Origin of the sequence: Saccharopolyspora shandongensis (assembly GCF_900106995.1) — a bacterium.
In the GTDB taxonomy this organism is placed as follows: Bacteria; Actinomycetota; Actinomycetes; order Mycobacteriales; family Pseudonocardiaceae; genus Saccharopolyspora; species Saccharopolyspora shandongensis.
In genome coordinates, this window is record NZ_FNOK01000013.1 from 179838 (window position 1) to 203800 (window position 23963).

Sequence of the window (23963 nt, forward strand, 5' to 3'; positions counted from 1 at the left end):
GCTGCGGAACGGCGTCAGGACGCGGCGGATCCGGCTTGCTCGGCCACGAGAGCGATCGGCGTTTCGCCGCAGCGCCTGAGCACCACGCCGTTCTCGGCGCGCGGGATCGCGCCTGCGCTCCACCACGCCGGCACGTCCAGTTCGCGGGCGAGCGCGCCCGTCGCCTGCCCGACGTTGTTGGAAACGATGAACCTGCCCTGGGAGTTGACCAGCGCGGCTCGGCCGCGGAAGTCGCGCAGGTGCGGGAACACCGCGCGCTCGAAGTCCTTCACGAACACGTCCGCGCCGACGACTCCGGCGAAGCCCTGCCGGACGTTCAGCGGCACGGTGAAGGTCAGCGCGTACTCGTCGCTGCACAGGTAATCGACGTAGGGGCCGGTGATGTGCCGCTGCGCGGTTTCGCGCGGGATGGTGAACCAGGGCTGCCGCGTGTAGTCCAGGAAGTGCTCGCTGGCCGGGTCCAGGCTGATGAGGAGCTGCACGGGTTCCTCGCCCGGCGTCAGGGTCCACCACTGGAAACCCAGCTCCTGGTCGACCAGCAGGTTCGGCGCGGTGATGAAACCGGCCCCGGTCACCAGCTCGCCGAGGGCACCGACCACCTCCGGGCGCAGCCGGGCCAGGTCGCGGGCCCGCAACGAATCCTCGGCGAGCAGGGCCTCGGCGCCGCTGCGGATCGCCGCCAAGCGCGCGAAGACGTCCTCCACCAGCGTCGAAACGTGGTCGATGATCTCGTCGCCGACCAGTGTGCGCGTGTCCTTCACGTTGCGACCACCTCATGCACGTGCCGATTGCGTCGCCGGCTGCCGATGTTGGGGTTGGGTCAGCGTAGCGGCATGCCTCCAGCCGGTGCGCGCATTGCGCCAAGCCGTTTCGCGGCGCATGTGCCGGGTGCCCGGAATGCCCTGCTACCGGGTCAGTTCCAGGTGGACTTCGGCCGCGCGGTCCACGGCCGCGAGGATGTGCTTCTCCGTGAGCGTTCGGGCCAGCGGGCCATCGGCGCGCGCTATCGCCTCCGCGATCGCGCGGTGCTCGGAGTGGGAGCGGTCGGCTCCCCCGCCGCATCCGGCCGACAGCCACAGCACGGCGCCGAGCTCGCCCTGCAACTGGACCTCCTGCTGGGTCAGCCTGCTCGACTGGGCCGCGGCGGCGACTTCGAGGTGGAACTGCCGTTCCGCGCGGGCGGTGTCGTTCCCGCTGGTACCGCGCACGTCGTCGGCGGTCTGTTCGAGCCGCTCGAGGTCCTCCGGCGAGCTGCGCTCGGCCGCGAGGCGGGCGGCCGCCCCGGCGATGGCCGCGTAGTGGTCGCCGAGGTCGCGCAGCTCGCCGAGGCTCACGTCGCGCAGCCGCTCGCGCCAGAACTCGCCGCCGTGGTCGCGCGGGGCCTGCACGAAGCTGCCGCCGCTGCGCCCGCGCCGGGTCTCCACCAGGCCCTGCTGCCGCAGGGCCATGAGCGCTTCGCGGATGGTGACCGTCGAGACGCCGAACTGACCGGCCAGCTCCGCTTCGCTGGGCAGCTGCTCCTCGTCGGCGAGCAGGCCCAGCGTGATGGCGTCGACCAGCCGCCTGGTCACCGCCTCCACGCGGCCGGTCTGGTCCAGCGGCGCGAACATCGCTGATCGCGCGCGATGCGGCACCCGTTCGCCCATGTGCTTCCCCGGCTCCTCTCGGTCCTACGGAACCAATCTTGCCGGAAGGCCTTGTCATATTACATATGGTCTTATATGTTTTCGTCCCACCGAGACCCCCTCTGCCCCTCTGACTAGGAGCTATCCAGTGGAGCTCAAGCACTTCGTGGGCGGCGAGTACATCGATTCCCGCGCGGACCGGGTCGCCGAGATCATCGATCCGGTCACCGGCCGGCCCTACTGCACCGCGCCCGTCGCCGACGCCCAGGACGTGGACCACGCGATGCGGACCGCGTCGACGGCGTTCCGGAAGTGGCGCGACACCACCCCCGCCGAACGCCAGCTCGCGCTGACCCGCATCGCCGACGCGATCGAGGCCCGCGCCGACGAGATCGTGCGCGTCGAATCAGCCGACACCGGCAAACCGCTCGCGCTCACCCACGCCGAGGAAATCCCGATGGTGCTCGACCAGGTGCGCTTCTTCGCCGGCGCGGCCCGGGTGCTGGAGGGCAAGGCCGCGGGCGAGTACCTGGCCGGGCACACCTCCTACGTCCGCCGCGAACCCGTCGGCGTGTGCGCGCAGGTGACGCCGTGGAACTACCCGCTGCTGATGGCGATCTGGAAGATCGCGCCCGCGCTGGCCGCCGGCAACACCGTGGTCCTCAAGCCCGCCGACACCACCCCGGCGTCGACGCTGCTGCTGGCCGAGATCTGCGCCGAATTCCTGCCGCCGGGCGTGTTCAACGTGCTCTGCGGCGACCGCGACACCGGCCGCGAGCTCGTGACGCACCCGATCCCGGCGATGGCCTCGATCACCGGCTCGGTGCGCGCCGGGATCGAGGTCGCCGGGGCCGCGGCCACCGATCTCAAGCGCGTGCACCTGGAACTCGGCGGCAAGGCGCCGGTGCTGGTCTTCGCCGACGCCGATCTGGCCGCCGCCGCGGAAGGCATCGCCGCCGCCGGGTTCTTCAACGCCGGGCAGGACTGCACCGCCGCCACCAGGGTGCTGGTGCACGAATCGGTGCACGACGAGTTCGTCGCCGCGCTGGTCGAGCAGGCCGGCGCGACCCGGACCGGCAAGCCCGACGACGACGATGCGGCCTACGGCCCGCTGAACAACGCCGCCCAGCTGCAGCGGGTATCCGGGTTCGTCGAGCGGCTGCCCGACCACGCCGTCGTCCGCAGCGGCGGGCGGCGCGTCGGCGACCAGGGCTACTTCTTCGAACCGACCGTGATCTCCGATGTGCGCCAGGACGACGAGATCGTGCAGAACGAGGTCTTCGGCCCGGTGATCACCGTGCAGCGCTTCGCCGACGAGGACGAAGCGCTGGCCAACGCCAACGGCGTCGACTACGCCCTCGCCTCCTCGGTGTGGACCGCCGACCACGGGCGCGCCATGCGGGTGTCCCGCGAGCTGGACTTCGGCTGCGTCTGGATCAACACGCACATCCCGCTGGTGGCCGAGATGCCGCACGGCGGCTTCAAGAAATCGGGCTACGGCAAGGACCTCTCGCTGTACGGCCTGGAGGACTACACGCGCATCAAGCACGTCATGAGCGCTTTCTGACCAGCCTTGAATTTCCAAACGCATTTTGCGTGGCGGTGCGGGTAGCGGCCCCCTGCGGGAGTTACGGCCGCGGCCTGGACTCCGGGATCCCCGACTTACGCATGCCCAATACGCGGCATCGGGGCTGTCCTCGCCCAGTAGCCCAGAAGGGCGGGCACCGCCTGAGAACCCGCGGCGGTGCAGGTTGCGAGCGTGGGCCAAACGGCTGCGCCGCTTCAACGAAAACAGGCAAAGCCACGTCCAGACCCGCCTCTAGAACAGGAAAGGCAGACGATGTCGCCGAATTCAACTTCACCGCTGGCCGGCAGCCCGACGGCCGCGGCGGCGAGCGAGGCGGAGCCCGCCGTGCGGCTGCGCGATCTGCGCATGTCCTTCGGCCAGGTGCACGCCGTCGACGGGGTCGACCTCGACATCGCCGGCGGGGAGTTCTTCTCCATGCTCGGGCCGTCGGGATCGGGCAAGACGACGGTGCTGCGCATGATCGCGGGATTCCAGCTGCCCACCAGCGGCACGGTGGAACTCGACGGCCAGGACGTCAGCCGGGCGGCACCGTTCCAACGCGACGTCAACACGGTCTTCCAGGACTACGCCCTGTTCCCGCACATGACCGTGCTGGGCAACGTGGAGTACGGGCTGCGGGTCAAGCGGGTGCCGAAGGCGGAGCGCCGCGAGCGCGCCCTGCAGGCGCTGCGCAGCGTGCGGCTGGGCGAGCACGGTGACCGCAAGCCCTCGCAGCTCTCCGGTGGCCAGCGCCAACGCGTGGCGCTGGCGCGCGCGCTGGTCAACCGGCCGAAGGTGCTGCTGCTGGACGAACCGCTGGGCGCGCTGGACCTCAAGCTCCGCCAGGAGATGCAGTTGGAGCTCAAGCAGATCCAGCGCGAGGTCGGCATCACGTTCGTCTTCGTCACCCACGACCAGGACGAGGCGCTGACGATGAGCGACCGCATCGCGGTGTTCAACCAGGGGCGCATCGAGCAGGTCGGCACCCCGGCGGAGGTCTACGAACGGCCTGCCAGCCCGTTCGTCGCCGGCTTCGTCGGCACCTCGAACCTGCTCAGCGGTTCCAGCGCGGAAGCGGTCATCGGCAGCCCGGGCGTCTACAGCATCCGGCCCGAGAAGATCCGTATCCACGCCGATCTCGACCGCGGCACGGCATCGGGCGAAACCAGCGCCGCCGGCACGGTGACCGACGCCGTCTACGCCGGGGCGTCGGTGCGCTACGAGGTGTCGCTGGACGCGGGCGCGCGGCTTTCCGTGGTGCGCCCCAATGCCGGCACCGCCGACCTCGACCACCCCGCGGGCAGCAAGGTCCGCCTCGTCTGGCGCGACGAGCACAGCTTCCGCCTCACCGAAGCCGATCGCTGATCCCTCCGACGAACAGGAGAAAACCGATGCGCAACCGCAAGAAGATGGGCCTGCTCGCGGGCGTGCTGGCCGCCACCACCGCAGTCGCCGCCTGCGGCACGGCCGGCTCCTCGAACCCGCCGCCCGGCGGCCACGGCTTCAAGCCGCCCGCGCTGCCCGCCCTCAACGCACTCGGCCAGCCCGAGGGCGAGCTCAACGTCCTCGCCTGGCCCGGCTACGCCGAGGACGGATCCAACGACCCCGCGGTGGACTGGGTGACGCCATTCGAGCAGGAAACCGGCTGCCAGGTCAACGTCAAGCCGTTCGGCACCTCCGACGAGGCCGTGAACCTGATGAAGACCGGCCAGTACGACGTGATCTCCGCATCGGGCGACGCCTCGCTGCGGCTGGTGGCGGCGGGCGACGTCGAACCGGTCAACACCGCGCTGGTCCCCAACTACAACGACGTGTTCCCGTTCCTGAAGGACAAGCCGTGGAACAGCGTCGACGGCACCTCCTACGGCGTGCCGCACGGCTGGGGCGCGAACCTGCTGACCTACCGCACGGACAAGGTCCAGCCCGCCCCCGACTCGTGGTCGGTGATGTTCGACCCGAACTCGCCGCAGAAGGGCAAGATCGTCGCCTACGACTCGCCGATCTACATCGCCGACGCGGCGCTCTACCTGATGAAGCACCGGCCCGAGCTGGGCATCACCAACCCCTACGCGCTCGACGACAAGCAGTTCCAGGCTTCCGTCGACCTGCTCAAGCAGCAGCGGCCGATGGTCAGCGAGTACTGGTCGGACTACCTCAAGGAGAGCCAGGCCCTCAAGAGCGGTGACGCGAACGTCGGAACCGCCTGGCAGGTCACGGTGAACCTGACCCAGTCCGAAGGCGCCCCGGTCGCCGCCACGCTGCCCACCGAAGGCGCCACCGGCTGGTCGGACACCTGGATGGTCTCGGCGAAGTCGAAGCACAAGACCTGCGCCTACAAGTGGCTCAACCACATCGTGAGCCCGCAGGCCAACGCCAAGGTCGCCGAGTACTTCGGGGAATCCCCGGCCAACCCGAAGGCGTGCGAGCTCACCGAGGACCGCAACCACTGCACGACCTACCACGCCGGGGACGCCGACTACGCCTCGAAGATCTGGTACTGGACGACGCCGATCGAGCAGTGCCTCGACGGGCGCACCGACGTGAAGTGCAAGGACTACGGCGAGTGGACTCGCGCCTGGACCGAGATCAAGGGCTGACGCGAGCCGCGGTCGGTGGAGGCGAGGGGCATCCACCGACCGCCCACCCCCGACGAGCGAGGATCGAAAGAGATGACAACCACGGCCTCCGCCGAGCGCGCTCCGCGCCGGTCGTCGAGCTTCCTCTACCGCAGACCGCGGCTTCGGCTGGGACTGCTGCTGTCCGCGCCGATGCTGTGGCTGGGGCTGGCCTACCTCGGCGCCCTGGCCGCCCTGTTCATCACCGCGTTCTGGAGCACCGACCCGTTCACCGGCCAGGTGGTGATCGAGTGGTCGCTGGACAACTTCGCGACGCTGCTCACCGACGAGGTCTACCGGACCGTCACGCTGCGCACGGTCGGCATCGCCCTGCTGGTCACCGTCGTGGACGCGGTGATCGCGTTCCCGATGGCCTACTACATGGCCAAGTTCGCCTCGCCCAAGGCGCAACGGCTGCTGGTCATCGCGATCATGACCCCGCTGTGGGCCAGCTACCTGGTCAAGGCCTACGCGTGGCGGGTCATGCTCTCCGGCAACGGCGTGGTGCACTGGCTGCTGAGCCCGCTGGGCCTGGACGCCCCCGGCTACGGGCTGCTCGCCACCGTCATCACGCTGTCCTACCTGTGGTTGCCGTACATGATCCTGCCGATCTACGCGGGCCTCGAACGCCTTCCGGACTCCCTTGTGGACGCTTCGAGCGATCTGGGTGCCAAGCCGTGGCGCAGCTTCCGGTCGGTGGTGCTGCCGCTGGTCTTCCCGGCCATCGTGGCGGGCTCGATCTTCACGTTCTCGCTGTCGCTGGGCGACTACATCGCGGTCAAGATCGTCGGCGGCACCAACCAGATGCTGGGCAACGTCGTCTACGACAACATCGGCGCCGCCAACAACCTGCCCTTCGCCGCGACGGTGGCCACCGTCCCCGTCGTGATCATGCTCTGCTACCTGGCGGCCGTCCGCCGGACCGGCGCCCTCGACAACCTCTGAACCCCGCTCCGCGACCGCGTTCCCCGCAAGTTCCATCAAGGTCGAACCTTTGATTTCTATGGAAATCGCGGCCCCGGAACCCCTTTCGAAGACCTCGGCCCACTCCCGAAACAGCCCCTCTAGGAGCCGCTGCGATGAGTGCTTCCCGAACGACCCGGCTGGTGCTGCTGGGCGCGCTCGTTCTCGGACTGGCGATGATCTACTTCCCGCTGCTGGTCGTGCTGCTCAACTCGGTCAACGCCGACACCACGTTCGCCTGGCCGCCGTCGTCCTTCACCCTGGAGTGGTGGCACCGAGCGCTCGGCAACCAGGGCGCCCTCGATGCGCTGGCGACGAGCGCGCTGGTCGGCGTGGCCTCGACCGCGATCTCGCTGGTCCTCGGCACGATGGCGGCGTTCGCCCTGCAGCGGTTCCGCTTCTTCGGCCGCGACCAGGTGTCGTTGCTGATCATCCTGCCGATCGCGTTGCCGGGGATCGTCACCGGCATCGCACTCAACAACGCCTTCCGCACCATCCTGGGCATCGACCTGGGCCTGTTCACGGTCATCGTCGCGCACGCGACGTTCAGCATCGTGGTGGTGTTCAACAACGTCGTGGCCCGGCTGCGGCGGATGGGCGGCAACCTGGAGGAGGCGTCGATGGACCTCGGCGCGGGCGGAGCCACCACGTTCCGCCTGGTGACGTTCCCGATGCTGCGCTCCGCGCTGCTGGCGGGCGGGCTGCTGGCGTTCGCGCTGTCCTTCGACGAGATCATCGTCACCACCTTCACGCTCGGCACCGGCATGGAAACGCTGCCGATCTGGATCCTCAACAACCTGTTCCGGCCCAACCAGGCCCCGATCGTCAACGTCGTGGCGGCCGTGCTGATCGTGTTCTCGACGGTCCCGGTGTACCTGGCGCAACGGCTCTCCGGCGACACCAACGCCGGCGGCCGCCTCTGAGTGGTCACGGCGGCGAGAGGACCACGTCGACCAGGCGCCGTGCGAGTGCCGCCGGGATCCCCGGATTCCCGGCGGTCGCCCGGGCCAGCTCCAGATCGGGGCCGACGAGCAGGCGGATCCGTCGGCCATGTCGCCAGGAAGGTCGCGGCGCTTCCCAACGCCACCAGAATGTGACGGTCGGCGATACTTGGCACTGTCGTCGCGTTGCGAACAGGCCGTCTGGGGCAACGTGTCAACGGTAATTGGCAGCGTCGGTCAGCGGTACTTGGCAAGGCCGACCGTTGTCAGCGCTTCTTGTCGCTGGATCGCTGAGTGGAACTACTCATGCAGCTGTCATCCCGACATTGCTAGCTTGTGCGGCATGATTCCGTTACGCCGGATTGTGACGATCTCGTGTGCGGGCTTGTTACTGGCGTCATGCGGTATCGACGGCGGCGATTCAGCTGCGGGCGATGCGGAAACCGATCGGCAGTCCGAGACTCTGGCTCTGGCGATCAGCTACCCACGGCAGGCGGACGCCGCCGGGTTCGCCCGTGCCGCGCTGGCCACCTCACTGGGCAAGAGCGGCGACTTCAGCGTGCTGGAGGCCACGGACCTGGACCACAAGGGCCCCGGAAACCCGATGGCGCGCCTGGTCTGGCGAATCCATCGCAACAAGATCGACAGCGGTTGGAAACACACCCCGGCGTTCGACGCCTGCTACAGCGTCGAGTTCAACTATGACGGGGTTTCCTCGGGCCCATCCCGGATCATCTGCCCGGAGAGCGCCACCGCGATCACCCCGCCGCCCCTGCCGAGGCGGGACATTCCGTCAGACTTCGCCCCGGCCCTGGAGACCACTCTCGGCGCGCTGCCAGCCACACCCGGCGAAGAGGATGTGCGCGCAGCATTGGCCACTGGCCTGCCCACCCCGCCGGTGGCCCCGGAGACCGGGCTTGCAGGCATCCCGCCGCAGATCTTCGTCCAGGTCAAGGGTTCGGACGTCGGCGTGGCGCTTTTCGCACGTATCGGGGTCGGCGACGAGGACTGCATGCTAGGCCATCGAGTCGGCGGTGCGGTGAAAGTGTGGTCGCTCAATTGGCGTGATCTGGGGCCAAGGGAGACGCCGTGCAGCGCGGAAACCGCACTCGCCGCCCCCTAGTTCCTCGTGAACATCAGCCGATGCCAACTACGGCTGACAAATGCCAGCTATCGCTAACCGTCACACAGAACCGGCAGCTCCGCACTGGCCGACAGCGGCCGCACGATGTCGGCGTCCAGTCCGGGATCTCGGCGATCCCGTCGACGCCCCCTGGCCCCGGCCGACCGCGACCGGCACGTGCGGGTTGTGACATCGCACCCAGGAGCGCGGCACCACCGGGAAGTCGCGTCCGCCGTCAGGCATGCTCTACGCAGAACGCGGACTCGGTTCTCGGGGTGGTGCCAGGTGACCTTGCAGCAGCTTCGCTACTTCCTGGCCGTCGCGCGCGCCTTGCACTTCACCAAGGCGGCCGAAGCGGTCAAGGTCGCGCAGTCGTCGCTGAGCAACCAGATCCGGGCCCTGGAGGCGGAACTGGGCGCCGAGCTGTTCGTCCGCGCGCGCGGCTCGGTGCTCATCACGCCCGCCGGCGAGGCGCTGCTGCCGATCGCCACCCGGATGCTGGCCGACGCGGACGTCGCCAGGCGCGAAGCGGCCGACGTGGTCGGCGTGCACGGCGGGCTGGTCCGCCTCGGCGCGCCCCCGAGCCTGTGCGTGACGGTCCTCGCCGACGCCCTGCGCACCTTCCACCGCGAGCACCCAGGCGTGCGGCTTTCCGTGCGGGAGAACGGATCGCGCGACCTGGCGAGCGCGCTCCTGCACGGTCAGCTGGACCTCGCGCTCGTCGTCCTGCCGACCGGCGGCGTCAGCGACCAGCCCTCGCTGTCGATCACGCCGCTGCTGACCGAGGAGCTCGTCGTCGCAACGGCCGCCACCGGCGCCAAGCGGCCGGGCGCGCCGATCCCGATCGAAGCGCTGCGCGACCGGCAGATGGTGATGTTCCGCGAGGGCTACGACCTGCGGGAGACGACGCTGCGCGCGTGCGCGGAGGCCGGCTTCACCCCGAAGCTGGCCGTGGAGGGCGGCGAGATGGATGCCGTGCTGTGCTTCGTCGAGGCCGGGCTGGGCGCGGCGATCGTGCCGAGGATGGTGCTTTCCGGGCGCCCCGGCCTGCGCGGCACCCGGCTCGCGCGCCCGGGCCTGCGCCGCACGATCGGCCTCGCGCGCAGGACCGACACCACGCCGACGAACGCGGTTCGCGCGTTCGAGACCGAGCTGCTGGGCTTCCTGCACAGCGCGGCCGCCACCGGCGACCTGCCCAGCGGGGTCGAGTTCATCGGTGGAAGACCGGGCTGACCGGAATCACCCGGCGGAGATCAGCGGCGGCACCAGCACCGCGTAGTCGGTAGTGCGCCACGCTGTAACCCGAACATGATCGGCACCAGCGGGTGCGCGAACTTGTCATCCATAGTGGACAGTTCCTTCGGAGGTACTACCGGTCATCTTGATCGCGTCGCGGCAGACCCGGAAGCCCTCTCCATCACGTCCCGGAGAACCGACGATGGCGGCGAGCCCGATGTGACATCCGGAGCATCCGGCGCCGAGACCTGGGCCACACCTGCGGTGCGGCGTGGCGCCTCACGAGCGGCGATCGCCTCGGGCTATCGAGCCCAGCGTCTCACCATATTGGACAGTGCCGGAACACCGTGCCTAGCTTGCTTCCGTGACTCTCCAAGACGAACGAGTCGAGCCCGCGGGCTCCAGAGCACACCTGGCCCGCGATCGCGCGGCCGGGCGCGGACGCCGCCGGACGTCGATCGGCAGGCTGTGGTCGTCGACGGCCGGCAAGAAGATCGCCATGGCGGCATCGGGTGCCATCCTGCTGCTGTACGTGGTGGTGCACATGCTGTCCAACCTCAAGATCTTCATCTCGCCGGCCAACATCGACGCGTACGCGGTCTGGCTCCGCAGGCTGTTCGACGGCTTGCTGGAGTACGAGGGCTTCGTGTGGATCGTGCGGGTCGTGCTGCTGGCCGCAGTCCTGCTGCACGCGACCGCCGCCTACCAGCTGGCGCGCCGGGCGCGGGCGGCCCGCCCGGTCGGCTACCAGCGCCGCCCGAAGGTGCAGGCGGGCTACGCGGTGCGCACCATGCGCTGGGGCGGCGTGATCCTCGCCTTCTTCGTCGTCTACCACGTGCTCGACCTCACGACCGGCGACGTCAACCCGCACGGCGTGCACGGCGAGGTCTACCGGAACGTGGTGGCCAGCTTCCAGCGCTGGTACATCGCGCTGTTCTACGCGCTGGCGGCCTGCTCCCTCGGCCTGCACATCCGGCACGGGTTGTGGAGCGCCCTGCAGAGCCTCGGGGCGATGACCGCCGCGCGGCAGCGCGCCGCGAGGCTGACCGCGCTCGGGGTCTCGATCGCCATCACCGCCGGATTCCTCTCCGTGCCGTTCGCCGTGGTGACCGGAATACTGAAATGAGGGCAACGATGCCGCTGTACACCGAGGGCGAGCCGATCGCCGACGGCAAGGCGCCGGACGGGCCGATCGCCCGCCGCTGGGAGCAGCGCCGGTTCGCCGCGCGGTTGCTGAGCCCCAACAACAAGCGCAAGCGCACGGTGATCGTCGTGGGCACCGGGCTCGCCGGCGGGTCGGCTGCGGCGACGCTCGGCGAGCTGGGCTACCGCGTCTCCTCGTTCTGCTACCAGGACAGCCCCCGCCGGGCGCACAGCATCGCCGCGCAGGGCGGGATCAACGCGGCGAAGAACTACGCCGGCGACGGCGACAGCGTGCACCGGCTCTTCCACGACACCATCAAGGGCGGCGATTTTCGCGCCCGGGAGTCCAATGTGCACCGGCTGGCCGAGATCAGCACCCAGATCATCGACCAGTGCGTCGCGCAGGGCGTCCCGTTCGCGCGCGAGTACGGCGGGCTGCTGGACACCAGATCCTTCGGCGGCGCCCAGGTTTCCCGCACCTTCTACGCGCGCGGCCAGACCGGTCAGCAGCTGTTGCTCGGGGCTTACCAGGCACTCGCCCGCCAGATCGCCGCGAGGACGGTGACCATGCACCCGCGGACCGAGATGCTCGACCTCGTCGTGATCGACGGCCGCGCCCGCGGCGTGGTGGTCCGCGACCTGGTCAGCGGCAAGATCTCTACCCATCTCGCGGACGCAGTGGTGCTCGCGACCGGCGGCTACGGGAACGCGTTCTACCTGTCCACCAACGCGAAGGGCTGCAATACCACCGCGATCTGGCGCGCGCACCGCCGCGGAGCGCTGTTCGCCAACCCGTGCTTCACCCAGATCCACCCCACGTGCATCCCGGTCAGCGGGGAACACCAGTCCAAGCTGACGCTGATGAGCGAGTCGCTGCGCAACGACGGCAGGGTGTGGGTGCCGCAGGCGCGCGGCGACACCCGCCCGCCGGCGCAGATCCCCGAGGCCGAGCGCGACTACTACCTCGAACGGATCTACCCCAGCTTCGGCAACCTGGTGCCGAGGGACATCGCCTCGCGGGCGGCCAAGAACGTCTGCGACGAGGGCCGCGGAGTCGGGCCCGGCGGGCGCGGCGTGTACCTCGACTTCGCCGACGCGATCGAGCGGCTCGGCGCGGCCGCCGTGAAGGCCAAGTACGGCAACCTCTTCGAGATGTACGAGCGGATCACGAACGAGGATCCGTACCAGGTGCCGATGCGGATCTACCCGGCCGTGCACTACACGATGGGCGGCCTCTGGGTCGACTACGACCTGCGCAGCACCATCCCGGGGCTGTTCGTGATCGGTGAGGCGAACTTCTCCGACCACGGCGCGAACAGGCTCGGGGCCAGCGCCCTGATGCAGGGCTTGGCCGACGGCTACTTCGTGCTCCCGAGCACGATCGGCGACTACCTCGCCGACTGCCCAGCCGACACGGTGGCGGACGGCCACCCGGACGCCGTCAAGGCGGCAGGTGAGGTCCGCGAGCACATCGACCGGCTGCTCTCGGTCGGCGGCGACCGCACCGCCGACTCCTTCCACCGCGAACTCGGCGGCATCCTGTGGGAGCACTGCGGGATGGAGCGCGACGCGGCCGGGCTCCGCACTGCGATCGACCAGATCTCCGCGCTGCGCGGGGAATTCTGGCGCGACCTCCGGGTTCCCGGTACCGGTGCCGAGCTGAACCAGTCGCTGGAGCGGGCCGGCCGGGTGGCCGACTTCCTCGAACTCGCCGAGTTGATGTGCGTCGACGCGCTGCACCGCGAGGAATCCTGCGGCGGGCACTTCCGCGCGGAGCACCAGACCGAGGACGGCGAGGCCCTCCGCGACGACGAGAACTTCGACTACGTGGCGGCCTGGGAGTTCACCGGCACCGGCAACTCCCCCGTGCTGCACCGCGAGCACCTGCAGTTCCACGAAGTCCGGCCGAGCCGGCGAAGCTACCAGTGATCGGAGGCGATCATGCGTTTCACCCTGCGCATCTGGCGCCAGGACAGCCGGGATTCGGACGGGCGGCTCGGCGAGTACGTCGTGGACGACGTGCTGCCGGACATGTCCTTCCTGGAAATGCTCGACGTGCTCAACGAGCGGCTCGCCACCGACGGCGAGCAGCCGGTAGCGTTCGACCACGACTGCCGCGAAGGCATCTGCGGCATGTGCGGGATGATGATCGACGGGATCGCGCACGGGCCGCAGCGGGAGACCACCACCTGCCAGCTCTACATGCGGCACTTCGACGAGGGCAGGCCGATCACGATCGAGCCGTGGCGGGCGAAGCCGTTCCCGGTCGTGCGCGACCTGGTGGTGGACCGGAGCGCGTTCGACCGGATCATCGAGTCCGGCGGCTACATCAGCGCGCCGACCGGCAGCGCGCCGGACGCGCACGCGGTCCAGGTGCGCAAGCGCGACGCGGACCGCGCGTTCGAGGCGGCGGCCTGCATCGGCTGCGGCGCCTGCGTGGCGACCTGCCCGAACGGCTCCGGGATGCTGTTCACGGCGGCGAAGGCGACCCACCTCGGCAGCCTCCCGCAGGGCCAGCCGGAACGGCTGGGCCGCGCGGAGAACATGCTGGAAACCCATGACGAGCTGGGTTTCGGCGGCTGCACCAACACCGGGGAGTGCACCGTGGTGTGCCCGGTGGGCATCCCCCTCGAAACGATCGCCCGGTTCAACCGCGACGTCCTGAAGGCGTCCTTCCGCGACACGGCGGCAAGCTGACCGGCGAACGGCACCCGGCTGCTCGGCCGGGTGCCGTTGAGGGTCGTTCCAGAAAGGCCCAGGGCAAGCTCGTCCCGACGGCTCCCGCGCCTGACAGGCTGGCGGTTTCGCGCGAAAACGGCGCACCGGCCGCCCCGCGGACCGTCTCGCGTCAGCTGGCGCTGGGCAGCAGTCCTTCGGCAATCAGCCCTACGTGCACGGCCTCGCCGATCGCCGGGACTGCTAAGCGTCTTGAGTTTCCACGATGCTACTACCCCGCGAGCCGAATGAAGATCGCTCGTCGAGCACAGCTCACGACTTCCCGCGATCCGTCCCTTGAGGACAGTTAGCAGAACATGCCCCGACGCGCCGCACGGACCATCCGCCCCCGAGCGCCGTCCAGATCTCCCGACTTCCGTTCGTCAGGGATATTGACTCGCATTGTGGGTACATGCTCATAATGTGAGCCAACATCCTGCTGCTCAGTCCGCGCAGTGGAGTGCAACGAGGCACGAACGAACGGACACGCGTATGTCTGACACGGCAATCCTGATCAACACGGCGGTGGCGGTAGCGGCCATCGTGGTGCTGATCGTCAGGTTCAAGTTCAACCCGGTCATCGCCCTGGTGCTGGGCTCCTGCTACCTGGGGCTCGCCGCCGGGCTCGGCGTTGAGAAGACGGTGGAAGCGATCACCAGCGGTTTCGGCGACATCATGGCCGAGATCGGTCTCCTCGTCGCCTTCGGCGTGCTCATCGGGGCGGTCCTGCGAGACCTGCGCGCCATCGAACGGCTGGTGGACGCGCTGCTGCGCGTCGTCGGGCCCAAGCGCATCCCGCACGCCATGGCCCTGACGATCACGACCTTCCTGCAGTCGATCTACCTCGACGTGCTGCTGGTGATCTCCGGACCGCTGGCGAAGGCGGTCGCGCCGAAGCTGGGGCGCTACGGAACCGCCAGGATGGCCACCGCGCTGGCCATCGGCCTGGAATGCGGGATCGTGTTCACCGTGCCCGGTGTCGGCGCGCTGGCGCTGGCCGCACTGCTGCACGTTCCGCTCGGCACTTACCTCTTATACGGGCTCATCGTGGTCATCCCGACCGTGACGATCTCGATCTCCCTGATGACGTTCGCGCTCACCCGCGGATGGTGGAAGCCGGAAGTGGACGAACTGCCGCAACCTGCCGCCGAAACCGCCCTGGCCGCCGCAGTCCGCAGCGGCGGACCTGACGCGCTGGCCGCACCGAAAACGCGACAGGCACCTCTCCTACTGCTGTTCACGCCGCTGCTCGTCTCGCTGGTCCTGATCGCCACCGGAGCGTTGGCCGACGTGGTCGAATGGAAGAACCCGGTGGCGTCCTTCCTGTCGAGCCCCGTCGTGGCCCTGATGCTCGGCCTGATCGGGACCTGCTTCGTCGGCCGGAAGTACCTGGGCCAGTCCGCTGTGGAGGAGTCGCTCGGCCGCGGCCTGCGCGACAGCGGCCCGATCCTGCTGCTCAACGGCGTCGGAGGTTGCCTCGCCGCAGTCATCTCGCAGGCAGGGCTGGGCGACATCCTCGGCGAGTACTTCTCCGCCAACACCTGGGCGCCGCTGCTCCTGGTCTGGTTTATGGCCGCGGCCCTGCACGTCGCGGTCGGCTCGGTGACGATCTCGGCGATCACCTCGGCCGGGCTGCTCGCGCCGCTGGCGCCGGTGCTGGGCCTCAACCCGGTGCTCATCGCGCTCGCGGCAGGCGCCGGATCGCTGTTCATGGTCCACCTGACCAGCAACACCTTCTGGCTCCTGCAGTCGCTGCTGGGCCAAACCACCCGCGGCACCCTCAAGACCTGCTCCGCTGGCGTCTCCGTCGCATCCGTAGTCGCGATGGGACCGATCCTCGCCCTCAGCCTGGTCCTTTAGAAGAGGTACGCACTCGTCCTGCCTAGCGGTGCGGGTAGCGGAACCTCAGACAGTGGCAGGTACGCCGGCATCTCCTCGGCGAAAAGCCTCAGACGGTGCCGGACTCAGTTCATCACCCTCAGATTCACGCCAAGATCAACGACCCAAAATTCCTGTGACTAAACAACAATCACCCAGCCTAACGAAGCACTACTAGGCGGCTGTGCCGCTTCTAGAACAAGAGCCGCCTTGCCGAACCGCAAGGCAACCCGTTCCAGAACAGCCTGCTAGGTCCGACGAAAACGTTGCTGAAGGGGAAAAATGCGCAACGACAGCAGCCGGTTCCCGCTGGAGGGCGTGCGCGTCCTCGAACTCGGCAACTACATCGCCGCCCCCACCGCCGGGCGGATGCTCGCCGACTTCGGCGCCGAGGTCATCAAGGTGGAGCGGCCCGGCACCGGCGACGAGCTGCGGGGCTGGCGGCTCCACGCCGGATCGACGTCGATGCTCTTCCACACCATCAACCGCGGCAAGAAGTCGGTCGTGCTGGACCTGAAGACCCAGCGGGGCCGCGATGCGGTGCTGGAGCTGGTGCGCCACTGCGACGTCGTCATCGAGAACTTCCGGCCGGGCACGCTGGAGAAGTGGGGCCTGGGGCCGGACGTGCTGGAGGCCGCCAACCCGGACGTGGTCCTGGCCCGCATCTCGGGCTTCGGCCAGACCGGGCCGCTGGCCGACCGGCCCGGCTTCGCCGCGGTCGCGGAAGCGATGGGCGGGCTGCGCGACCTGGTCGGCGAAGCCGATCGGCCGCCGTCCCGCGTGGGAGTGTCCATCGGGGACTCGATCGCCGGGCTGCACGCGGCCTTCGGCATCGTCGCCTCGCTCCTGCAACGCTCGACGGCGCGCAACACCGAGCGGCCACCGCTCGCCGAACGCGTCGTCGACGTCGCGCTGCACGAAGCGGTCTTCTCGGTGATGGAATCCCTGGTGCCCGACTACCTCGCGCACGGCGTCCAGCGCCGCCGCGTCGGGGGCCGGATGGACGGCATCGCACCGACCAACGCCTACGCCTGCCGCGACGGCAGCAGCGTGGTCATCGCGGGCAACGGGGACTCGATCTTCCGCCGCTACATGCAGGCGATCGGCCGCCCCGACCTCGCCGACGACCCAGACCTGCAGACCAACGCCGGGCGCTGGGCCCGGCGCGACGAGCTCGACCACGCCATCGAGGAGTGGACGAGCTCCCATTCCCGCACGGAAGTCCTGGCCGCACTCGACGCCGCCGGAGTCCCGGCCGGGCCGATCTACACGGCCGCCGACATCTGCGCCGACGAGCAGTACCGCGCCCGCGGGATGATCCAGGAACTCCCGGTCGACACCGGCGCGGGCGAGCCCGTCGAGATCGGATTCCCCGGCGTCGTCCCGGTCATCGGCCCGACGTCACTCCCCGTTCGCTCACCCGGACCGGAACTCGGCGCCCACACCGACGAGGTGCTCGGCGCGCTGCTGGGACAGCACGCCGACCAGATCGAAGGCGCGATCGATGAGGAGAAGCGGAAGTGACTGACGAGCAAGCATTCCAACCCCGGGTCACCCTCCGCGACGTGACGTTGCGCGACGGCCTGCAGCTCACCGGAAAGCAGTTGTCCACCGAGCGCAAAGTGGCGGTCGTCCGGGAGTTGCTGGGGCTGGGCGTCCCGAGCGTCGAGGTGGGCTCGCTGGCGCGCGCCGACCTGGTGCCGTCCATGGCGAACACCCTCGAAGTCGTCGAGCGGCTCAGCCCCGACGAGCTCGCCCGCTGCTGGGTCTGGGTGGCCACCCCGCGCCACGTGCAACGCGCCGCCGAGGCCGGGGCCGTCAACTTCCAGTACTGCCTGTCGGCCTCCGACAGCCACAACCAGGCCAATATCGGACGCGCCACCGAGGACAGCCTCGCCGCCATGCCCCGGGCGGTCGAGCACGCGCATGACGCCGGCGGACGCATCCAGCTGTGCATCGCCACCGCGTTCACCTGCCCTTTCGACGGATTCGTGCCCGAGCGGCGGGTCCTCGACATCGCCACCGACCCGCGCGCGGCAGGCGCCGCCGACATCGTCGTCTGCGACACCCTCGGCCAGGCCGTCCCCGGCCAGGTCACCAGCCTGATCACCAAGATCACCGAGCACGCCCCGCCGCGCCGGATCGTCTACCACGGGCACGACACCTGGGGGCTCGGCGTCGCCAACTCGCTGGCCGCCATCGCCGCCGGAGCCGACGAGGTCGACGGCGCGCTCGGCGGCCTCGGCGGCTGCCCGTTCGCACCCGGGGCCAGCGGCAACACCAGCACCGAGGACCTGCTCTTCGCGCTCCGCCCGGACTGGCTGACCCCTGACACCTTCGCCCGGATCGTCGAGCTCTCCGGCGAACTGCTCGACGACCTCGGCGAACCCAACCGGTCCCGCGCCGCCCAAGGCGCCCGCTCCAGCGCTACCGCCTTCCCCTGGGCACTCGCGCACGACCAGGAGGAGTGCCGATGAGCCACCCGACGTTCCTCGTGACAACCCCGCTGCCCGACCCCGGCATGCAGATGCTCCGGGCGGCGGGCGATGTCGTGGTGCCGGATCGAGAGCTGACCGCGGAGGAGCTCACCGCCGTGTGCTCCTCCGGGAGCCACGACGTGGTAGTCGCGCAGCTGATCAACATCTTCGACGAGACCACGCTCGCCGCAGCCACTGTCCGCGGCATCTCCAACTACGCCGTCGGCTACGACAACGTCGACGTCGCAGCGGCAACCAACCACGGCATCCTCGTCTGCAACACCCCCGGCGTCCTCACCGCAGCCACGGCCGACCTCGCGATGCTGCTGATCCTGGCCACCGCCCGGCGCTGCGTGGAGGCCGATGCGTACCTGCGAAGCGGCCGGTTCCGCGGCTGGCGCCCCGAACTGCTGCTCGGTGCCGACATCACCGGGGCGAGTCTGGGCCTGGTCGGATTCGGGCGCATCGCCCGGGCAACGGCCGAACGCGCCCTCGGATTCGGCATGACCGTGCGCTACACCGCTCGCCGGGCGGTCCCCGACGACGACCTCGGTCCGCTCGCCGGGCGGGTGCAGCACGCCGAGTTCGACGAACTCGTGCGCACCAGCGACTTCCTGTCCCTGCACGTGCCGCTGAACGCCGACACCCACCACCTCATCGACGCCGACGTCCTGCGCGCGATGAAGCCCACGGCATACCTGATCAACACCGCCCGCGGGCCGGTGGTCAACGAGCAGGCGCTGGTCGCCGCGCTGCGAGACGGCCAGATCGCGGGCGCCGGCCTCGACGTCTACGAGCACGAACCCGACGTGGCCGACGGCCTCGCCGACCTCGCCAACACGACCCTGCTTCCACACCTGGGCAGCGCCACCCGCTCGGTTCGCGCCACGATGGCGCGCCGGTGCGCGGCGAACGCGATCGCCATGGCCCGCGGCGAAATGCCCGAACACCCCGTTAACCCGGAGGCGTGGCGAGCGTGAAAATCCTGGTAGCTCCGGACAGTTTCAAGGGGACCTACACAGCGCGCGAGGTTGCCGGAGCGATCGGCCGCGGCCTGGCGGAATCCGGGGCCAACCCGGTGCTGATGCCGGTCGCCGACGGCGGCGAAGGCACTCTCGACGTGCTCGCCGCGCCCCTGGACCTGCGATTCATCACCGCTCCGGCCCGCAACCCGTGGGGCACGGCGTGCGGTGGCACGTTCGCTGTGGCGGAATCCGGGACCGCCTTCGTGGAACTGGCCGAGGTCTGCGGCATCGCGGCTCCCCACGACGACCACCGTGACCCGATCGCCGCGGACACCTACGGCGTCGGGATGCTCATGGCCGCGGCAACGCGCCACGGCGCCGAACGGATCGTGGTGGCCACCGGCGGATCGGCCACGACCGACGGCGGAACCGGGGCGCTGTGCGCGCTGGAAGAGCACGGCGGCTTGCGAGGCACACCGGTCACCGTCCTCACCGACGTGACCACGCCCTACCTCGACGCGGCGCGCGTGTTCGGTCCGCAGAAAGGCGCGAGCCCAGCACAGGTCGCGGTACTGGCGCAACGGCTGCGCGATACCGCGGCCCGATTCCGCCGAGATCCCGCACTCGTGCCCGGCACCGGTGCGGCCGGTGGTTTCGCAGGCGCGATGTGGGCCGAGCACGACGCCGAACTCGTTTCGGGCGCGGACTTCGTGCTCGACGCGCTCGCGGCCGACGAGCACCTGGCGGAAGCGGACGCGATCGTCCTCGGCGAGGGCCGCATCGACTCCCAGAGCAGTCAGGGCAAGATCGTGTCCGCGCTGCTCGCGCGTTCCCGCTCGATACCGCGGTTCGCCGTGGTCGGGTCGGTCGGTCCCGATCTCGGCGACCTCCGCGACGAGTTCCGGCAGATCCTGGTCGCCGGGGACGAGCGCGCGATGCGGGCGGCAGGACGCGCGATCGGCCGACAACCGGCCAGCTCGGGTACCGACCGCCGAGTGCTCGGATGATCCGCTCCGCGCGCTCGACTACGACGTCGACCCACTCCACGCACTTCTCAGATGACATGCGCAACGTCGGCCCGTGGACCATCACCGCGCCTTTGAGCCTGCCGGGCAGCGGCAGCGCCTGGAGCGAATCGCTGGCGGAACGGCAGCCGCTGCCCGGGTGGCGCCGAGCCTGGGAGGAGATCATGGGTGGCGGGTTTCCTCGGACCCTGGATCGCGCGGCGTGCGCTCGGCCGTTCCCCGGGTGACGGCCGCCGAGCCAAACGACCGACGCTCGGCCCTGTCCACCTCGCGACGACCGAAGCCGAATCGAGTCGGCATGCGTGAGATCGGCATACCCCGCTGATCGAAACCCAACCAGGCCCAGATCTCGCCGCCTACGCCGAAGAGGTCGCGACCTGGTTCGACCTGACCGCGCGGAAGCCGGGCTGCCCCCGGAGCAGACCGGCACGTCGGCCGATTCCTGCCCGAGACCGGCGCAGCCCGCCTCGGCAGCGAACCGGGCGGTCAGCCCGCGGGCACGACTGTCCAATAAGGACCTCGACTTGTTCCCACAAGCCCGTCTCCATCGACGTCTACCTCGGTGCGGCGAGCATCATCGTGCCCAGGCCGGATCCTGTGACGATCGCCCGGTAGACCTCCTGTTCGGGGAACAACGCCGACCGCGACGGCGTTGCCGGGATCGTGCGACTGAACCTGCTGATCGACGCGGCACCCGCGGTGGATGCCGCCGTGACCGCTCCCCTTGCGCCAGCGGCCGGACTCGACCTCCGCGTCGCGGCACTGGCCGAACCGGCCAGCGTCGCCTCTCAGGCCGGTGATCTCAGCGGCAAGCGCGTACTCATCGTCGGCAGCGGCCCCATCGGTGCCCTCCTCACGCTCGAAGCGCTCGGAGTCGCCGCCGACGCCTCGGTGTCCGGGAAGGTGCTGCTCGCCTTCTGAACCGGGCTGCATCCGGTCACCGGAGCCGAGAAGATGGCAGGCGGTACACCGCGGACCCCACGACCCGAAAGCTGCACGCACCACCCGAACCAGAGAGGTCCACATGGACACCAGGACAGCAACCGCGAACATCGGCGTCGTCGGTCTGGCGGTGATGGGTTCGAACCTGGCCCGCAACCTCGCCTCGCGCGAAGGCAACACGGTCGCCGTCTACAACCGCACGTACGCGCGCACCGAGGAGCTCCTGTCCGAGCACCCGGAGGCCGGTTTCGTGGCGAGCGAGACGATCGACGACTTCGTCGCGTCGCTGGCGAAGCCGCGCACCGCGATCATCATGGTGCAGGCCGGGGCGGGCACGGACGCGGTGATCGGCCAGCTCGTCGAGCGCTTCGAACCCGGCGACATCATCGTCGACGGCGGCAACGCGAACTTCCACGACACCATCGCCCGGGAGAGCCGGATCGCGCCCACCGGCATCCACTTCGTCGGCGCCGGCATCTCCGGCGGCGAGGAGGGCGCGCTGCACGGCCCGTCGATCATGCCGGGCGGCTCGGCGGAGTCCTACGAGACCCTGGGGCCGATCCTCGCCTCGATCGCGGCCGTCGCCGAGGGCGAGCCCTGCGTCACCCACGTCGGCACCGACGGCGCGGGCCACTTCGTGAAGATGATCCACAACGGCATCGAGTACGCCGACATGCAGCTGATCGCCGAGGCGTACGACCTGCTGCGCACCGTCGGCAGCCTGCAGCCCGCGGCCATCGCCGACGTCTTCGCCAGGTGGAACGAGGGCCCGCTGGAGTCCTACCTGATCGAGATCACCGCCGAGGTGCTGCGCCAGGTCGACCCCGCCACCGGCCGGCCGTTCGTCGACATCGTGCTCGACCAAGCCGGCTCGAAGGGCACCGGCGTGTGGACCGTGCAGAACGCGCTCGACCTCGGCGTCCCGGTGGGCGGCATCGGCGAGGCCGTGTTCGCCCGCGCCGTCTCCTCGAAGCCGGCGCAGCGCGAGGCGGTGCAGCGGATCGTGAACTCGCGGCCGACCGTGCAGGAGGCCGACGCCTCCTTCGCCGACGACGTCGCCAAGGCGCTCTACGCCTCCAAGGTCGTCGCGTACGCGCAAGGCTTCGACGCCATCATCGCCGGCGCCGAGAAGTACGGCTGGGACATCCACAAGGACCGGATCGCCAAGATCTGGCGCGGCGGCTGCATCATCCGCGCCCAGTTCCTCAACCGCATCGCCGAGGCCTACGACGAGAACCCGGACATCGCCACCCTGCTCGAAGCGCCTTACTTCGCGCAGGCCGTGGCCGATGGCGAGGCGGCCTGGCGCCGCGTCGTCGCGACGTCCGCCCTCTCCGGCGTGCCGGTCCCGGGCTTCAGCTCCGCGCTCAGCTACTACGACTCGCTGGCGGTGAAGCGGCTCCCCGCCGCGCTGGTGCAAGGCCAGCGCGACTTCTTCGGCGCGCACACCTACAAGCGCGTCGACAAGCCCGGCACCTTCCACACCCTCTGGTCCGGCGACCGCACCGAGGTCGAAGTCCCCGGCCACTAGCGAGCCGCGTGCCTGCCGAGGGATCTCGGCAGGCACGCGGGACCGCCGGTCACCGCAAGCTCTTCACCGCCGGGTGCGGCGAATCCTCATGGCGTGGTGAGCGGGATGATCCGGCGGAACTTGCCACCGGACGACCGCTGCGGCGGCTCCTCCGCGCGTTCGAGCGTCACGTGGTCGGCTTCGTGCTCGGCAAGCAGGTGGCTGATCTCATCGCGCACCGCCTGCCACACGCGGTCGGCGTCGGCGCCGTCCCTGGGTTGCAGTCGTACGCGCAGCGTGGTGGGCGTCGTCTGGAGGATCTGGAACCCGTCGATGCCGGGAGCGCGATCCAGCACGGTACCGACGAGCATCGGCGAGATGCTGACGTGCCCGCCGCCGTCGGCGGGGAAGCTGAGCACGTCGGCGGCGCGACCCGCTACCCGGATGGCCGGCAGCGGGTTGCCGCAGGGGCAGGGGTCGGGGCGGAGCAGGACGCTGTCGCCGAGGTCGTAGCGCAGGAACGGCTGGACCCGGTTGGCGAGGTTGCTGATCAGGACCGTGCGCGACGGCTGCCCGGCCGGGACCGCCCGGTGGTCGGCGTCGACCGGCTCGACCACGACCCAGTCGCTGTTGACGTGGTACCAGCCGTGCGCGCAGCCAACGCTCAGGAAGTTGCATTCGGTCGCGGCGTAGGCGGCGCGGACCTTGGCGTGGAACGCGGCCGCGATCCGGTCCCGGACGTCGGCCGTCAGCGTCTCACCACCCGGTATGACGACCGACGGGCGGAGGCGCAGGCGGCCGGCCTCTTGCTCCTCGGCCAGCTGCGCGAGCGTGCTCAGGAAACCGGCGACGTTGGCGGGGTTGTACCGGTTGAGCTCGTCGACCAGGGTCGGCAGCGGCTGGTCGATCGGGAAGGACCGCATGATCCGGCCGAGCCGCGGGTGGTCGCGGCGGAACCGCTCCGCCGAGGCGACAGTGTAGAAGTGGCCGCTGGGTGCGGCGATGACGGCGGTGCGGCCGCCGCGAGCGAGCGCGCGGACGGCGTCGCGGAATCCCAGCAGGCCGCGGGTGCGTGACGAGAGGACGGTCGGCACGGCCAGGTTCCGCTCGTCCAGCACGAACAGCCCGCGCAGACCGCTGGTGCCGGAGGTGGTGGCCACCAGGTACCGGTCCTGGAACCGCGCCCCGACGAGGTCGGGATCGGCGACGAACGCCTCGACCCGCTCGCGGGTCACCTG

Annotated in this window: 21 protein-coding genes; 18 read left to right on the top strand and 3 right to left on the bottom strand. The window is 69.9% G+C overall.

From position 1 onward, the window contains the following. Positions 1-14: 14 nt before the first annotated feature. Together BLW84_RS16640 and BLW84_RS16645 are read right to left on the bottom strand one after the other, a co-directional pair. Positions 15-761, bottom strand: a complete 747-nt coding sequence (locus BLW84_RS16640; protein ID WP_093266325.1) for a cache domain-containing protein — start codon at positions 759-761, stop codon at positions 15-17. A 144-nt stretch (positions 762-905) separates the two neighbouring features. Continuing rightward, complete coding sequence (locus tag BLW84_RS16645) at positions 906-1646, bottom strand: FadR/GntR family transcriptional regulator (RefSeq protein WP_093266327.1); 741 nt, start codon at positions 1644-1646, stop codon at positions 906-908. Between the two features lie 127 nt (positions 1647-1773). Here BLW84_RS16645 and BLW84_RS16650 point away from each other — a divergent pair, with 127 nt between their 5' ends. The 18 genes from BLW84_RS16650 to gndA all read left to right on the top strand — a co-directional run bounded on the left by BLW84_RS16650 (position 1774) and on the right by gndA (position 22746). After that, the gene (locus tag BLW84_RS16650; RefSeq protein WP_245761189.1) at positions 1774-3192 is read left to right on the top strand and encodes a gamma-aminobutyraldehyde dehydrogenase; all 1419 of its coding nucleotides are present in this window, start codon (positions 1774-1776) and stop codon (positions 3190-3192) included. A 273-nt stretch (positions 3193-3465) separates the two neighbouring features. Then, entirely contained in the window at positions 3466-4557 is a 1092-nt protein-coding gene (locus BLW84_RS16655; protein ID WP_093266330.1) for an ABC transporter ATP-binding protein, read from the top strand. A gap of 26 nt (positions 4558-4583) precedes the next feature. Next, positions 4584-5789 carry an ABC transporter substrate-binding protein gene (locus BLW84_RS16660; RefSeq protein ID WP_093266331.1) on the top strand — a complete coding sequence of 402 codons (1206 nt, stop codon included), beginning with the start codon at positions 4584-4586 and terminating at the stop codon, positions 5787-5789. A gap of 72 nt (positions 5790-5861) precedes the next feature. Further along, on the top strand, positions 5862-6752 hold the full coding sequence (locus tag BLW84_RS16665) for an ABC transporter permease (protein ID WP_093266333.1): 891 nt from the start codon (positions 5862-5864) through the stop codon (positions 6750-6752). Between the two features lie 134 nt (positions 6753-6886). After that, positions 6887-7693: an ABC transporter permease gene (locus BLW84_RS16670; RefSeq protein WP_177226507.1), complete on the top strand. Its 807-nt coding sequence runs from the start codon at positions 6887-6889 to the stop codon at positions 7691-7693. 361 nt (positions 7694-8054) lie between these two features. Then, complete coding sequence (locus BLW84_RS16675; RefSeq protein WP_143060975.1) at positions 8055-8834, top strand: hypothetical protein; 780 nt, start codon at positions 8055-8057, stop codon at positions 8832-8834. A 285-nt stretch (positions 8835-9119) separates the two neighbouring features. Then, entirely contained in the window at positions 9120-10067 is a 948-nt protein-coding gene (locus tag BLW84_RS16680; RefSeq protein WP_093266336.1) for a LysR family transcriptional regulator, read from the top strand. Between the two features lie 367 nt (positions 10068-10434). After that, positions 10435-11196 (top strand): succinate dehydrogenase cytochrome b subunit, encoded by a 762-nt coding sequence (locus tag BLW84_RS16685; protein ID WP_245761190.1) that lies wholly within the window; start codon positions 10435-10437, stop codon positions 11194-11196. Between the two features lie 8 nt (positions 11197-11204). Next, a complete protein-coding gene (locus tag BLW84_RS16690; protein ID WP_093266337.1) occupies positions 11205-13142 on the top strand; it encodes a fumarate reductase/succinate dehydrogenase flavoprotein subunit in 1938 nt (645 codons plus the stop codon). A 12-nt stretch (positions 13143-13154) separates the two neighbouring features. After that, positions 13155-13910, top strand: a complete 756-nt coding sequence (locus BLW84_RS16695; RefSeq protein ID WP_093266339.1) for a succinate dehydrogenase/fumarate reductase iron-sulfur subunit — start codon at positions 13155-13157, stop codon at positions 13908-13910. 510 nt (positions 13911-14420) lie between these two features. After that, positions 14421-15788, top strand: a complete 1368-nt coding sequence (locus BLW84_RS16700; protein WP_093266341.1) for a GntP family permease — start codon at positions 14421-14423, stop codon at positions 15786-15788. Positions 15789-16088: 300 nt separating this feature from the next. Continuing rightward, positions 16089-17330 (top strand): CaiB/BaiF CoA transferase family protein, encoded by a 1242-nt coding sequence (locus BLW84_RS16705; protein ID WP_093266342.1) that lies wholly within the window; start codon positions 16089-16091, stop codon positions 17328-17330. Next, entirely contained in the window at positions 17327-18283 is a 957-nt protein-coding gene (locus tag BLW84_RS16710; protein WP_093266344.1) for a beta/alpha barrel domain-containing protein, read from the top strand. The genes BLW84_RS16705 and BLW84_RS16710 overlap by 4 nt, the downstream gene beginning before the upstream one ends. Further along, positions 18280-19263, top strand: coding sequence for a 2-hydroxyacid dehydrogenase (locus BLW84_RS16715; RefSeq protein ID WP_093266346.1), 984 nt, complete (start codon positions 18280-18282; stop codon positions 19261-19263). Before BLW84_RS16710 ends, BLW84_RS16715 begins: the two co-directional genes overlap by 4 nt. Then, complete coding sequence (locus BLW84_RS16720) at positions 19251-20255, top strand: glycerate kinase family protein (protein WP_245761191.1); 1005 nt, start codon at positions 19251-19253, stop codon at positions 20253-20255. Before BLW84_RS16715 ends, BLW84_RS16720 begins: the two co-directional genes overlap by 13 nt. Before the next feature lie 56 nt (positions 20256-20311). Beyond that, complete coding sequence (locus tag BLW84_RS48380) at positions 20312-20500, top strand: hypothetical protein (RefSeq protein ID WP_218157343.1); 189 nt, start codon at positions 20312-20314, stop codon at positions 20498-20500. Positions 20501-20936: 436 nt separating this feature from the next. Beyond that, positions 20937-21194: a hypothetical protein gene (locus BLW84_RS48385; protein ID WP_093266347.1), complete on the top strand. Its 258-nt coding sequence runs from the start codon at positions 20937-20939 to the stop codon at positions 21192-21194. A 103-nt stretch (positions 21195-21297) separates the two neighbouring features. Beyond that, the gene (gndA, locus tag BLW84_RS16730) at positions 21298-22746 is read left to right on the top strand and encodes an NADP-dependent phosphogluconate dehydrogenase (RefSeq protein WP_093266349.1); all 1449 of its coding nucleotides are present in this window, start codon (positions 21298-21300) and stop codon (positions 22744-22746) included. Between the two features lie 86 nt (positions 22747-22832). On the opposite strand, the gene BLW84_RS16735 is transcribed toward gndA, so the two are convergent. Then, the coding region (locus BLW84_RS16735; protein WP_093266389.1) for a phenylacetate--CoA ligase family protein at positions 22833-23963 on the bottom strand (1131 nt) is incomplete at its 5' end.

What these genes read in the sequence shown, in the direction of transcription:
- BLW84_RS48380 (WP_218157343.1), top strand. Translation starts at nt 20,312, where the DNA reads ATGCGCAACGTCGGCCCGTGGACCATCACCGCGCCTTTGAGCCTGCCG.
- gndA (WP_093266349.1), top strand. Translation starts at nt 21,298, where the DNA reads ATGGACACCAGGACAGCAACCGCGAACATCGGCGTCGTCGGTCTGGCG.
- BLW84_RS16695 (WP_093266339.1), top strand. Translation starts at nt 13,155, where the DNA reads ATGCGTTTCACCCTGCGCATCTGGCGCCAGGACAGCCGGGATTCGGAC.
- BLW84_RS16660 (WP_093266331.1), top strand. Translation starts at nt 4,584, where the DNA reads ATGCGCAACCGCAAGAAGATGGGCCTGCTCGCGGGCGTGCTGGCCGCC.
- BLW84_RS16665 (WP_093266333.1), top strand. Translation starts at nt 5,862, where the DNA reads ATGACAACCACGGCCTCCGCCGAGCGCGCTCCGCGCCGGTCGTCGAGC.
- BLW84_RS16645 (WP_093266327.1), bottom strand. Translation starts at nt 1,646, where the DNA reads ATGGGCGAACGGGTGCCGCATCGCGCGCGATCAGCGATGTTCGCGCCG.
- BLW84_RS16700 (WP_093266341.1), top strand. Translation starts at nt 14,421, where the DNA reads ATGTCTGACACGGCAATCCTGATCAACACGGCGGTGGCGGTAGCGGCC.
- BLW84_RS16705 (WP_093266342.1), top strand. Translation starts at nt 16,089, where the DNA reads ATGCGCAACGACAGCAGCCGGTTCCCGCTGGAGGGCGTGCGCGTCCTC.
- BLW84_RS16655 (WP_093266330.1), top strand. Translation starts at nt 3,466, where the DNA reads ATGTCGCCGAATTCAACTTCACCGCTGGCCGGCAGCCCGACGGCCGCG.
- BLW84_RS16675 (WP_143060975.1), top strand. Translation starts at nt 8,055, where the DNA reads ATGATTCCGTTACGCCGGATTGTGACGATCTCGTGTGCGGGCTTGTTA.
- BLW84_RS16715 (WP_093266346.1), top strand. Translation starts at nt 18,280, where the DNA reads ATGAGCCACCCGACGTTCCTCGTGACAACCCCGCTGCCCGACCCCGGC.
- BLW84_RS16670 (WP_177226507.1), top strand. Translation starts at nt 6,887, where the DNA reads ATGAGTGCTTCCCGAACGACCCGGCTGGTGCTGCTGGGCGCGCTCGTT.
- BLW84_RS16690 (WP_093266337.1), top strand. Translation starts at nt 11,205, where the DNA reads ATGCCGCTGTACACCGAGGGCGAGCCGATCGCCGACGGCAAGGCGCCG.